Source organism: Streptomyces roseolilacinus, assembly GCF_014649335.1.
Lineage (GTDB): Bacteria > Actinomycetota > Actinomycetes > Streptomycetales > Streptomycetaceae > Streptomyces > Streptomyces roseolilacinus.
On the sequence record NZ_BMSV01000013.1, the window covers coordinates 107391 to 119465 of the forward strand.

General features: G+C 73.2%; 12 protein-coding genes. 6 read left to right on the forward strand and 6 right to left on the reverse strand.

Features of this window, described 5'->3' with window-relative positions:
* Window positions 1-794: 794 nt before the first annotated feature.
* Entirely contained in the window at window positions 795-1289 is a 495-nt protein-coding gene (locus IE106_RS26755; protein ID WP_189537795.1) for an inorganic diphosphatase, read from the reverse strand.
* Window positions 1290-1425: 136 nt separating this feature from the next.
* Here IE106_RS26755 and dacB point away from each other — a divergent pair, with 136 nt between their 5' ends.
* The 6 genes from dacB (at window position 1426) to folE (ending at window position 9021) form a co-directional block, all read left to right on the forward strand.
* Window positions 1426-2850, forward strand: coding sequence for a D-alanyl-D-alanine carboxypeptidase/D-alanyl-D-alanine endopeptidase (gene dacB, locus IE106_RS26760; protein WP_189537796.1), 1425 nt, complete (start codon window positions 1426-1428; stop codon window positions 2848-2850).
* Between the two features lie 166 nt (window positions 2851-3016).
* The gene (locus tag IE106_RS26765) at window positions 3017-4144 is read left to right on the forward strand and encodes an Rv3626c family coenzyme F420 biosynthesis-associated protein (RefSeq protein ID WP_189537797.1); all 1128 of its coding nucleotides are present in this window, start codon (window positions 3017-3019) and stop codon (window positions 4142-4144) included.
* 211 nt (window positions 4145-4355) lie between these two features.
* On the forward strand, window positions 4356-5447 hold the full coding sequence (gene tilS, locus IE106_RS26770) for a tRNA lysidine(34) synthetase TilS (RefSeq protein ID WP_189537798.1): 1092 nt from the start codon (window positions 4356-4358) through the stop codon (window positions 5445-5447).
* Between the two features lie 95 nt (window positions 5448-5542).
* The gene (gene hpt, locus IE106_RS26775; protein ID WP_037947448.1) at window positions 5543-6082 is read left to right on the forward strand and encodes a hypoxanthine phosphoribosyltransferase; all 540 of its coding nucleotides are present in this window, start codon (window positions 5543-5545) and stop codon (window positions 6080-6082) included.
* Window positions 6083-6289: 207 nt separating this feature from the next.
* Window positions 6290-8317 carry an ATP-dependent zinc metalloprotease FtsH gene (gene ftsH / locus IE106_RS26780; protein ID WP_189537799.1) on the forward strand — a complete coding sequence of 676 codons (2028 nt, stop codon included), beginning with the start codon at window positions 6290-6292 and terminating at the stop codon, window positions 8315-8317.
* Window positions 8318-8415: 98 nt separating this feature from the next.
* Entirely contained in the window at window positions 8416-9021 is a 606-nt protein-coding gene (folE, locus tag IE106_RS26785) for a GTP cyclohydrolase I FolE (protein ID WP_189537800.1), read from the forward strand.
* Window positions 9022-9061: 40 nt separating this feature from the next.
* Here the strand turns inward: folE and IE106_RS26790 are convergent, their stop codons facing one another.
* The 5 genes from IE106_RS26790 to folP all read right to left on the reverse strand — a co-directional run bounded on the left by IE106_RS26790 (window position 9062) and on the right by folP (window position 12033).
* Window positions 9062-9547 carry a DUF3180 domain-containing protein gene (locus tag IE106_RS26790; protein ID WP_189537801.1) on the reverse strand — a complete coding sequence of 162 codons (486 nt, stop codon included), beginning with the start codon at window positions 9545-9547 and terminating at the stop codon, window positions 9062-9064.
* 54 nt (window positions 9548-9601) lie between these two features.
* A complete protein-coding gene (gene folK / locus IE106_RS26795; RefSeq protein WP_189537802.1) occupies window positions 9602-10201 on the reverse strand; it encodes a 2-amino-4-hydroxy-6-hydroxymethyldihydropteridine diphosphokinase in 600 nt (199 codons plus the stop codon).
* On the reverse strand, window positions 10198-10557 hold the full coding sequence (gene folB / locus IE106_RS26800) for a dihydroneopterin aldolase (protein WP_373295989.1): 360 nt from the start codon (window positions 10555-10557) through the stop codon (window positions 10198-10200). Before folB ends, folK begins: the two co-directional genes overlap by 4 nt.
* Window positions 10558-10711: 154 nt before the next feature.
* Window positions 10712-11173 (reverse strand): nuclear transport factor 2 family protein, encoded by a 462-nt coding sequence (locus tag IE106_RS26805; protein ID WP_189537804.1) that lies wholly within the window; start codon window positions 11171-11173, stop codon window positions 10712-10714.
* The gene (gene folP / locus IE106_RS26810; RefSeq protein ID WP_189537805.1) at window positions 11170-12033 is read right to left on the reverse strand and encodes a dihydropteroate synthase; all 864 of its coding nucleotides are present in this window, start codon (window positions 12031-12033) and stop codon (window positions 11170-11172) included. The genes IE106_RS26805 and folP overlap by 4 nt, the downstream gene beginning before the upstream one ends.
* Window positions 12034-12075: the final 42 nt, after the last annotated feature.

The following is a 12075-nucleotide window of genomic DNA, read 5'->3' on the forward strand; positions in this document are numbered from 1 at the left end:
CGTCCACTCCTGCCCGATCTTCCCTCGCGTCGTCTCCGCATGCCCGGGGCACCGTGCCGTACTCCCGGCGCTCCCGCGGGCCCTGCGCGCGGCGCCCGTCCCGCCCAAGTATGTACGGCCACCCCCGGCGCCCCGCCCCACCCGGCCAGGGGACACGGCCGCGCGGGCCCCCGGGAGCGGGCACCCACGTGGGTCACTGGTGGGGCTGGTGGGGCGGGTGGGTGCCGGGGCGCGTCCATGGAAGCTCGGGGGAGGGGACGGACACCCGTTGGGCCGCTCGTGGAGCCGATGGGGCGCGCGGGTGTCGAGGCGGTGATCGCGCGCAGCGCCCCGAGGTGCGAGATGTCCGGGCTGGGGGAGGGCGCCCATGTGGGCCGTGTTCTGTGCCGGGGAGGGGACGGACACCCCGTTGGGCCGCTCGTGGAGCCGAAGGGGCGCGCGGGTGTCGAGGCGGTGATCGCGCGCAGGCCCCGCGGTGCGAGGTGTCCGGGCTGGGGGAGGGCGCCCATGTGGGTCGTGTTCTGTGCCGGGGAGGGGGAGGGCGCGCCGTTGGGCCGCTCGTGGAGCCGAAGGGGCGCGCGGGTGTCGGGAAGACGAGCGCGCGCAGGCCCCGAGGTACGAGGGGCCGAGCACGGTCGACTTCCCGACACCCGCCGAAAGCGCCCCGGAGGCGCAACGAGCCAAAAAAGGGGGGAGGCGGAACGAGCCAAAAACCAAAAAAGGGAGAAACGGGCGACGCGCCCCCGAAGATCAGGGGTGCGCCGCCCGCCGGCGGAACGCGGTGAGGGGGTGCCTCAGTGGGCGCCGCCCTGCTCCTTCAGGCGCTTGATGGACGCCTCGATCTCGGCCTCGGCCTCGGCGCGGCCGACCCAGTCGGCGCCCTCGACGGACTTGCCGGGCTCCAGGTCCTTGTAGACCTCGAAGAAGTGCTGGATCTCCAGGCGGTCGAACTCCGGCACGTGCTGGATGTCCTGCAGGTGCTCCATGCGCGGGTCCGACGCCGGGACGCACAGCAGCTTGTCGTCGCCGCCGGCCTCGTCGGTCATGCGGAACATGCCGACCGCGCGGCACTTCACCAGGACACCGGGGAAGGTCGGCTCGTCCAGGATGACCAGCGCGTCCAGCGGGTCGCCGTCCTCACCCAGGGTGCCCTCGACGAAGCCGTAGTCCGCCGGGTACACGGTCGAGGTGAACAGGTGGCGGTCGAGACGGATGCGACCGGTCTCGTGGTCCACCTCGTACTTGTTCCGCGAACCCTTCGGGATCTCGATGCAGACGTCGAACTCCACGGGTGGCTCCTCCAAGATCAATCACAATGTCGGGTCACTGGACCGCCGTGATCACCGGGGTGCCGTGCTCGTGGCCCAGCTCAGTGGTTAAGTGTCCCTCACGCAACCGTGTGCTCGCGAAAGGGGCTGGTCAGCCGTGCTGGAGCGGAACGTGCTGCGGCTGGCCGCGGGCTCCACCGTCCTCGGTGTCGTCCTGGCCGCCACGGCGGCGGGTCTCGCCGGTCCCTGGGACGGGGGTCAGCGTACGGCCGAACGCGACCGCGCGGCTGCCCGGTCCGCCACAGGTGGCGCACATCACGGTGGGAGCGCCGCGCCGGGCGCCGCCGCCCGCCCCGGGCCCGCGCCCGCGCCGGTGCCCGCGCCGAGCGCCCCCGCGGTCCTCACGCCCCTGACCGCGCCCGCCCGCGTCCGGGCCGCCCCCGCGCCCGGCCTCGCCGGGGCGCTCGACCCGCTGTTCCGCGTCCCCGGCCTCGGTGCCCCGCGTACGGCGGCCGTCGTGGACGTGGCGACCGGCCGCCGGCTGTACGAGCACGGGGCGGCGGCGCCCATGCCCCCGGCCTCCACCATCAAGATCGCCACCACGGCGGCGGCCCTCTCCGCCCTGGGCCCCGACCACCGCCTCACCACCACCGTCGTCGCGTCGCGGGACGCCCGCACGGTCACCCTCGTCGGCGGCGGTGACCCGACGCTCGACGGGAGCCGCCTGAAGGCCCTGGCGGCGGCCACCGCGAAAGCGCTGCGCGCGCGGCGCGTGACGCCCGCGGCCCTGACGTACGACACCTCCCTGTACGAGGGCCCGGTACGGCACCGGATCGGGGCCAACGACAACATCGCCCCCGTCACGCCGCTCATGACCGACGCGGCGCGCCTCGACGGCTCCGTGTCCGGTCCGGCCCCCCGCGCGGCCGATCCGGCGGGGGAGACGGCGCGCGCCTTCGCGAGGCTGCTCGCGGCGCAGGGCGTGAAGGTGCCCCCGGCCCCCCGGCCCGGCCGCGCCCCGCACGAGCCCCTGCGGCTCGCCGCGACGCACTCGGCCCCCCTGTCCGCCCTGGTGGAGCGCACGCTGACGTACAGCGACAACGACCTGGCGGAGGCGCTGGCCCGGGCGACCGCCCGCGCGACCCGCCACCCCGCCGGCTTCGACGGCGCCGGTCGGGCCGTGCGGGCGCAGCTGGGGAGGCTGGGCGTACCGCTGGACGGCGCCGTCCTGAGGGACGGCAGCGGCCTCGACCGCCGCAACCGGGTCTCCGCGCGCCTCCTCACCGCGCTCCTGGCCCGTGCCGCCGACCCCGCCCGCCCCGAGCTGCGCCCCGTCCTGACGGGCCTGCCGGTGGGCGGCTTCAGCGGCACCCTGGAGGACCGCTACACGGACGGCTCCCCGGCGGCGGGCCTCATCCGCGCGAAGACCGGCACCCTGACGGGTGTGAACGCCCTGGCGGGCACGGCGGTGACCCGTGACGGCCGCCTCCTGGCCTTCGCCTTCCTGGCGTCGAACACCCCGTCCCCGTACGAGGCCCAGCCGGCCCTGGACGCCCTCGCCACCACCCTGACCACCTCCTGACCCCCGGCCACCGTCCGCCGACCGCCCCGGCCCGTGGCGGCCTCCCCGGCCCGTGGCGGCGTTCCCGGGGGGAGGCCGGCCGCCTCCGTGCCCGCCGTCCGGCCCGCGTACCGCGCGGGGCGTCCGCGGGGTCTCCCTCGGGGCGTGGAGCACGTACGGTTGACGCATGACGAGCATCGGTGGTGCCGAGATGGTCGACTGGAACCTCGCGGTGGCGACCGCGACCCGATTCGTGCGGCCCGGGCCGGAGGTGAGCCGCGACGAGGCGCGGGAGGTCGTCGCCGAGCTGCGGCGGCACGCCAAGGCCTCGGAGGAGCACGTCCGCGGGTTCACCCGGATGGTCCCGGAGGGGCACGAGCCGGAGGACACCCCCGTCCTCGTCGTCGACCGGGCCGGATGGATCCGGGCGAACGTGGCGGGCTTCCGCGAGCTGCTCAAGCCGCTGCTGGACAAGATGTCGGAGCGCCGCTCCGGCGGCCCCGGGGGCGCCGTCCTCGGCGCGGTCGGCGGCAAGGTGACCGGAGTGGAGCTGGGCATGCTCCTCTCCTTCCTCGCCTCCCGCGTCCTCGGCCAGTACGAGACCTTCGCCCCCGCCACCCGCGACCTGCCCGCCGGGGCGAACGGCGGCGGCCGGCTCCTCCTCGTCGCGCCCAACATCGTCCACGTCGAGCGGGAGCTCGCCGTCGACCCGCACGACTTCCGCCTGTGGGTGAGCCTCCACGAGGAGACGCACCGCACGCAGTTCACCGCCGTCCCGTGGCTGCGCGACCACCTCCAAGGGGAGGTCCAGGCGTTCCTCGGCGCGACCGAGGTCGACCCGATGACCGTGCTGGAACGTCTCCGCGAGGCCGTCCAGACCTTCGCCGGCGCCCGGCCGGAGGGCGAGGAGGACGAGGGGGGCCGCTCCCTCGTCGAGCTGGTCCAGACGCCCGAGCAGCGCGAGATCCTCGGCCGCCTCACGGCCGTCATGTCGCTCCTCGAAGGCCACGCCGACTACGTCATGGACGGCGTCGGCCCGCAGGTCGTGCCGTCCGTCGCGGAGATCCGCGAGAAGTTCCAGCAGCGCCGCGCGCGCGGGGCGTCCCGCCTCGACATGGCGCTGCGCAGGCTGCTCGGCCTGGACGCCAAGCTCCGCCAGTACCGCGACGGGGAGCGGTTCGTCCGCGCCGTCGTCGACGAGGTCGGCATGGCCGGTTTCAACCGGGTGTGGACCTCCCCGAACACCCTGCCCACGAAGGCGGAGATCGCCCGGCCGTCGGACTGGGTGGCGAGGGTGCACCGCAAGGCCGACTGAGGAACCGGAACCGGGGGTTCCCCGGAACGGCGCCGCTCCAATCACCCATCCGAGGGACCGTGGGCGACGGATAGGCGTGCGATGCTCGGGTAAGGGCCGTGTTCTGTCACCATCGACACACGCTGAGTGACGACCTGAGTGACCGAACCCCCCGTTCCGACCGTTAAGACTCCGACCGAGGCACCCCCAACTTTCACGAAGGGCACCGGACATGGGTCCCCATCCTGCGGTCGCGGCGATACGCCTGGCGGTTCGCCGCGTACTCCACGACGTACTCAACGAGGTCTCCCGGAACACCGCCGCCTGTCCCGCGGCGGCCGCTCCCGCGCACCCGGGCGCCGCCGACCCCGAGCGGGACGCGCGCACCGGCACCGACCGCGCCGGCGAGCCGCCGCCGCTCGTGCTGGTCGCCTGCTCCGGCGGCGCCGACTCCATGGCGCTGGCCTCCGCCCTCGCCTTCGAGGCGCGCAAGCTGGCCGTCCGCGCCGGCGGCATCACCGTCGACCACGGCCTCCAGCCCGGCTCCGACCTGCGGGCCGCCGAGGTCGCCTCCCGGCTCAGCGCCCTGCGGCTCGACCCGGTCGAGGCCGTCGCGGTGACCGTCGGCCGCGAGGGCGGTCCCGAGGCGGCCGCCCGCGACGCCCGGTACGCCGCCCTGGACGAGGCCGCCGAGCGCCTGGGCGCCGCCGCCGTCCTGCTCGGCCACACCCGCGACGACCAGGCCGAGACCGTGCTCCTCGGCCTCGCCCGCGGCTCCGGCATCCGGTCCCTGTCCGGCATGGCCGCCGTCTCCGGCGCCGCCGGCCGCTACCGCCGCCCCTTCCTGCACCTCGACCGCCAGACCGCCCGCAAGGCGTGCCTGGTCCAGTCCCTGCCCGTCTGGGACGACCCGATGAACGCCGACCCGGCGTACACGCGGTCCCGGCTGCGCCACGAGGGCCTGCCCGCCCTGGAGAAGTCGCTCGGCAAGGGCGTCGTGGAGGCCCTCGCCCGTACCGCCCAGCTCTGCCGCGACGACGCCGACGCCCTGGACCGCTGGGCCGCCGACGCCGACGCCACCGTCCGCGACGAGGCCGGCCTGCTGGAGTGCGCCAAGCTGTACGCCCTGCCGCCCGCCGTGCGCCGCCGCGTCCTGCGCCGCGCGGCCATCGCCGAAGGCGCCCCGGCCGGTTCGCTGTTCGCCCGGCACATCGAGGAGCTGGACCGCCTGATCACCGGCTGGCGCGGCCAGGGCGCCATCAATCTGCCCGGCCGCGTCGTCGCCCGGCGCCAGGGTGGCAGACTGGTCATCCGGCAAGGCTGACCGAAAACCGGCCGAGGCGTCGGCCGGCAGGCCGTCCGAGCCGGTCCAGGCTGACGCAGGCTGCAACGAAAGTGACCCGGGTGAACCAGAACGACATGGGTGCCGACCTCAAGTCGGTGCTCATCACCAAGGAAGAGATCGACGCCAAGCTGGCCGAGCTGGCGTCGAAGATCGACGCGGAGTACGCGGGCAAGGACCTGCTCATCGTCGGCGTCCTCAAGGGCGCCGTGATGGTGATGGCGGACCTGGCGCGCGCCCTGTCCACCCCCGTCACCATGGACTGGATGGCCGTCTCCTCGTACGGGGCGGGCACCCAGTCCTCGGGCGTCGTCCGGATCCTCAAGGACCTGGACACCGACATCAAGGGCAAGCACGTCCTGATCGTCGAGGACATCATCGACTCCGGACTGACCCTGTCCTGGCTGCTCTCCAACCTCGGCTCGCGCGAGCCGGCCTCCCTGGAGGTCTGCACGCTGCTGCGCAAGCCCGAGGCGGCCAAGGTGGCGATCGACGTGAAGTGGATCGGCTTCGACATCCCCAACGAGTTCGTCGTGGGATACGGGCTGGACTACGCCGAGAAGTACCGCAACCTCCCGTTCGTCGGGACGCTCGCACCGCACGTCTACGGCGGCTGACGACCCGGGGCCGCGGCGGCCCGGGAACCCTGACCGCCTTCTCCGCGTTGGACTGGGGAAGGCGGTCACGGGCAACAATGCTGGGGTACCGTCCGAAGAACAGCTTTTCCCACACCGTGCCGGCCCGGGCGCCGGCACGTAGTCTCACACTCTCACAGCAGCATTTACCTACGGGCAGGAGGGACGGGGCGTCATCGCTCCGTATGGATGGACGTGAAGCGATACTTCCGTGGGCCGGTCATGTGGATCGTGCTGGCCGTCCTCGCCGTGGTCGTGTTGATGCAGGTCGTCGGCTCGTCGGGCGGCTACAAGACGGTGGACACCGGCAAGGTCGTCCAGGCGATCGCCAAGAACCAGGTCGACCAGGTCAAGCTGACCACCGGCGACGAACAGATGATCAAGGCCGACCTGAAGGACGGCCAGAAGATCGACGGCAGCGACAAGATCCAGGCGAGCTACATCGGGACCCAGGGTTCCGACCTCGCCACGACGCTGCAGCAGAAGTACGAGGCCGGTGAGATCGAGCACGGCTACACGATCTCGCCGACGAAGCAGAGCGCCTTCGTCTCCGTGCTGCTCTCGCTGCTGCCCTTCGTCCTGATCGTCCTGGTCTTCCTCTTCCTGATGAACCAGATGCAGGGCGGCGGCTCCCGCGTCATGAACTTCGGGAAGTCCAAGGCCAAGCTGATCACCAAGGACACCCCCAAGACGACGTTCGCCGACGTCGCCGGGTCCGACGAGGCCGTCGAGGAGCTCCACGAGATCAAGGAGTTCCTCCAGGAGCCCGCCAAGTTCCAGGCAGTCGGCGCCAAGATCCCCAAGGGTGTGCTGCTCTACGGCCCGCCCGGAACGGGCAAGACGCTCCTCGCGCGGGCCGTCGCCGGCGAGGCGGGCGTCCCGTTCTACTCGATCTCCGGATCCGACTTCGTCGAGATGTTCGTGGGTGTCGGCGCCTCCCGCGTCCGCGACCTCTTCGAGCAGGCCAAGGCGAACGCCCCGGCGATCGTCTTCGTCGACGAGATCGACGCCGTCGGCCGGCACCGCGGCGCGGGCCTCGGCGGCGGCCACGACGAGCGCGAGCAGACCCTGAACCAGCTGCTCGTCGAGATGGACGGCTTCGACGTCAAGGGCGGCGTCATCCTGATCGCCGCCACGAACCGCCCGGACATCCTCGACCCGGCCCTCCTGCGCCCCGGCCGCTTCGACCGCCAGATCGCGGTCGACCGCCCGGACATGCAGGGCCGTCTGGAGATCCTCAAGGTCCACCAGAAGGGCAAGCCGGTCGCGCCCGACGTCGACCTGGCCGCCGTCGCCCGCCGCACGCCGGGCTTCACCGGCGCCGACCTGTCGAACGTGCTGAACGAAGCGGCGCTCCTCACGGCGCGCAGCGACAAGAAGCTCATCGACAACCACATGCTGGACGAGGCGATCGACCGCGTGGTCGCGGGCCCGCAGAAGCGGACCCGGATCATGTCGGACAAGGAGAAGAAGATCACCGCGTACCACGAGGCCGGTCACGCCCTCGTCGCCGCGGCGTCCCCGAACTCCGACCCCGTCCACAAGATCACCATCCTGTCCCGCGGCCGCGCCCTGGGCTACACGATGGTCCTGCCGGACGAGGACAAGTACTCGACCACGCGCAACGAGATGCTCGACCAGCTCGCGTACATGCTGGGCGGGCGCGCCGCCGAGGAACTGGTCTTCCACGACCCGACCACGGGCGCGGCCAACGACATCGAGAAGGCCACCGCCACGGCCCGCGCGATGGTCACGCAGTACGGCATGACCGAGCGGCTCGGCGCGATCAAGTTCGGCGGCGACAACACCGAGCCGTTCCTCGGGCGCGAGATGGCGCACCAGCGCGACTACTCCGAAGAGGTCGCCGCGCTGGTCGACGAAGAGGTCAAGAAGCTCATCGAGACCGCGCACAACGAGGCGTGGGAGATCCTCGTCGAGAACCGCGACGTCCTCGACAACCTGGTCCTGCAGCTCCTGGAGAGGGAGACGCTGGGCAAGGAGGAGATCGCCGAGATCTTCGCCCCGATCGTGAAGCGCCCGCCGCGCCCGGCGTGGACCGGCTCCTCGCGGCGCACGCCGTCGACGCGTCCGCCGGTGCTCTCCCCGAAGGAGCTGGCGCTGACCAACGGCGCCACCCCGGCGACGGCCACCACGGCCACGTCGGTGGAGACGACGAAGGTCACCGACGCGGTCCCGGAGGACCGCCCGGAGTCCTGATCCGGACCCCACCCGGAATGGATGCCGCGCCCCCCAGGTTCTAGCCTGTGGGGGGCGCGGCATTCGCGCACTCCCGGGCAAGACGGAACGAGGCACACATGACCGACGCGGTGACGCTGGACGGCGAGGGCACGATCGGCGAGTTCGACGAGAAGCGCGCCGAGAACGCCGTACGCGAACTCCTCATCGCGGTCGGCGAGGACCCGGACCGGGAGGGACTGCGGGAGACGCCGGCACGGGTCGCGCGGGCCTACAAGGAGATATTCGCCGGGCTGTGGCAGGAGCCGGAGGACGTGCTGACCACGACCTTCGACCTCGGCCACGACGAGATGGTGCTGGTCAAGGACATCGAGGTCTTCTCGACCTGCGAGCACCACCTGGTGCCGTTCCGCGGGGTGGCCCACGTCGGCTACATCCCCTCGACCAACGGCAAGATCACCGGCCTGTCGAAGCTGGCCCGGCTGGTGGACGTGTACGCGCGCCGCCCGCAGGTGCAGGAGCGGCTGACCACGCAGATCGCCGACTCGCTGATGAAGATCCTCGAACCGCGCGGCGTGATCGTGGTCATCGAGTGCGAGCACATGTGCATGTCCATGCGCGGGATCCGCAAGCCCGGCGCCAAGACCCTCACGTCGGCCGTGCGCGGCCAGCTGCGGGACGTGGCGACCCGCGCCGAGGCGATGAGCCTCATCATGGCCGACTAGCGGCACCCCGCCGCACGGGTACGTGCGCGGCGGGGCGCGGCTACGCCGTCGTCGGGGAGGCGCCCGGAGGCTCGTCGTCCTCGGGGAGCCGGCACACCCGCTCCAGGAACAGGGCCGCCGCGACCACCGCGATGCCGGCCAGTACGGCGAAGCCCGCGTAGACGGCCTGGTCACGGCGGGCCGGGACGTCCAGGAAGCCCAGCAGGAACGCCCCGGTCCCCCCGTACATCCCGCTCACCGCGGCCGTGACCAGCGCGCTGGCCTGGCCGAAGACGACCGCGCGGGCCGCCATCAGCGGCTCGACGCCCTTCGCCCCGGGACGGCGCTCCCGCTGCGCCTTCAGGCGGGAGCGCAGGGACAGCGCCGTCGCCGCGAGGACCGCCGCGATGGCGGCCAGCACGATCGGCGCGGCCAGCGGGACGCTCGGCAGCGTGCCGAACGCGTCCCACAGCCGGGCGCCGCCCCAGGAGAGGACACCGGCCGCCACGAAGAGCCCGGCCAGTACCTTGACCCTCAGTTGTCTCACCGGTGTCCTTCGCGTCTGTCAGTGCCGTCGTTCGCCGTCCCGTAGGGGCAACGGTCAGTCGGGGAGGCGGAGTTCCAGGTCGCCGCGGACGGCCACGCCTTCCTGGGCGACACCGGCCAGCAGGTCCGCGACCCGCCCCGCCCCCGGGAGCTGGGCCTCCGGCTCCACGTCCAGCCACGGGCGCAGCACGAAGGCCCGCTGGCGGGCCCGCGGGTGGGGCAGGGTGAGGGCCGGGTCGTCGGAGACCTCGTCCGCGTACGACACGATGTCCACGTCGACGGTCCGGGCGCCCCACCGCTCCGTGCGCACGCGGTCGAAGGCCTCCTCCACGGCGTGCGCCCGCTCCAGCAGCGAGGAGGGGGGCAGCGTGGTCTTCACCAGGACCACGGCGTTCAGGTACGGGGGCTGGGTGCCGGGCTCGACGCCCCAGGGCTCCGTCTCGTAGACCGGCGACACGGCCTTGACCCGCACGCCGGGCGTGTCCTCCAGCGCGTCGATGGCGCCCTGGAGGTTCTCCAGGCGGTTGCCGAGGTTGCCGCCCAGGGAGAGGACGGCCATCTTGGGGTTGGCCAGCGTCGTGTCGGCGGCGTCGACCTGCGCCGTCACGGAGGCGGGCACCGGCTGTACCGTCGGGTCGCTGGGCGTGCGGTTCATACGCGGCTCCGGGTGATCGTGATGGTCACGTCGTCGAACGGGACGGTGATCGGGGCGTCCGGCTTGTGCACGCACACCTCGACCTCCTGGACACCTTCGTGCTTGAGGCAGCTCTGGGCGATGCGCTCGGCCAGCGTCTCGATCAGGTCGACCGGCTCGCCCCGCACCACGTCGACGACCTCCTCCGCCACGATGCCGTAGTGGACGGTCTTCGCCAGGTCGTCCTCCGCGGCGGCGGGCCGGGTGTCGAGGCCCAGCACCACGTCCACGATGAACGTCTGGCCCTCCTCCCGCTCCTTGGGGAAGACGCCATGGTGCCCGCGGGCCCTCAGGCCGCGCAGCGCGACACGATCCACGCGAATCACTCCTGCTGTCGTAGGTCTGGGCTGCTCCCGTCCGGGTGCGGTCGGTCCGGTCGCAACACCCCGAATCTACCCGCGGCCACCGACACGGTCCGCGCGCGGCCCCGTCGGCGATTTCCCCAGGGGCACGCTTACCCACTCGGAGGGCTCACACCGCGCCCTCGTCGTCCTCCTCGTCCTCGGACTCCGCCAGGACGGGTGACCCGTGGTGGGACCAGACCTTCCAGCCGTCCGGGGTGCGGCGGAACACGTTCGTCGCGACGACCAGCTGCCCGACCAGCGGGCCCAGCTCGGCGCCGTCCTCGGCGGGGCCGCCGCTGAGGATGTTCTCCGTGCAGGTCACCACCGCCGTGTCCGCCGCGACCGACACCTTCACGTCGGTCAGGAAGAACTGGATGTACTCGGTGTTCGCCATGATCAGCGCGTACGAGCGGAGGACCTCGCCCCGGCCCGACAGCACCGGCCAGCCCGGGTGGACGCAGGAGATCCCGCCGGAGCGCTCGTCCAGCCACAGGTCGGCGATCGCCTCGAAGTCGCCCTGCTCCATGGCCTCGTAGAAGGCGGTGTTGGCCTGTTCGACGGCCTCGGTGTCGGTGCGGGCGTCGCTCACGAGGCGGCGCCCTCGACGGCGCGGGCCACGCGGACCGCGTCCGCCGTCGCCCGCACCTCGTGGACGCGCACGGCCCAGGCGCCCTCGTGGGCGGCGATTGCGGAGACCGCGGCCGTCGCGGCGTCCCGCTCCCGCGCCGGCGGCGGGGTGTGCCCCTCCCCGGCCAGCACGCGGCCCAGGAACCGCTTCCGGGAGGCGGCGACCAGCAGGGGCCGCCCGAGGGCCCGCAGCTCCGCCAGGTGCGCCACGAGGGCCAGGTCGTGCTCGGCCTGCTTGGCGAAGCCCAGGCCGGGGTCGACGATGAGCCGTTCGGGGGCGATGCCGCCCGCGACGACGGCCTCCACGCGCGCGCGGACCTCCGCGACGACCTCGGCGACCACGTCGTCGTACACGGCGAGGTCGTTCATGCCCGCGCTGAAGCCGCGCCAGTGCATCACGACGAACGGCACCCCGGCGGCGGCGACGGACGGGACCATGTCCGGGTCGGCCAGGCCGCCGCTGACGTCGTTGACGAGCGCGGCGCCCGCCTCCACCGCCCGGCGGGCGACCGACGCGCGCATCGTGTCGACGGAGACGACGACCCCTTCCGAGGCCAGGCCCCGCACGACCGGCACGACCCGCCGCAGCTCCTCGTCCTCGTCCACCCGGCTGGCGCCCGGCCGCGTCGACTCCCCGCCGACGTCCACCAGGTCCGCGCCCTGGGCGACCAGCTCCAGGCCGTGCTTGACGGCGGCGGTGGTGTCGAACCAGCGCCCGCCGTCGGAGAAGGAGTCGGGCGTCACGTTGACGACGCCCATGACCGCACAGCGGTCCCACTCCGGCAGTCCCTGGACCGTGCCCCGTCCGCGCAACGTACTCATGCCCCCAGCCTAGGCCCGTACGGGGAGCGCGGCGCCGACCGG

Excerpts from the sequence above, each read along its gene's own strand:
- tilS (WP_189537798.1), top strand. The coding sequence starts at position 4,356 with ATGGGTCCCCATCCTGCGGTCGCGGCGATACGCCTGGCGGTTCGCCGC.
- IE106_RS26765 (WP_189537797.1), top strand. The coding sequence starts at position 3,017 with ATGACGAGCATCGGTGGTGCCGAGATGGTCGACTGGAACCTCGCGGTG.
- folE (WP_189537800.1), top strand. The coding sequence starts at position 8,416 with ATGACCGACGCGGTGACGCTGGACGGCGAGGGCACGATCGGCGAGTTC.
- hpt (WP_037947448.1), top strand. The coding sequence starts at position 5,543 with ATGGGTGCCGACCTCAAGTCGGTGCTCATCACCAAGGAAGAGATCGAC.
- ftsH (WP_189537799.1), top strand. The coding sequence starts at position 6,290 with ATGGACGTGAAGCGATACTTCCGTGGGCCGGTCATGTGGATCGTGCTG.
- folP (WP_189537805.1), bottom strand. The coding sequence starts at position 12,033 with ATGAGTACGTTGCGCGGACGGGGCACGGTCCAGGGACTGCCGGAGTGG.
- folK (WP_189537802.1), bottom strand. The coding sequence starts at position 10,201 with ATGAACCGCACGCCCAGCGACCCGACGGTACAGCCGGTGCCCGCCTCC.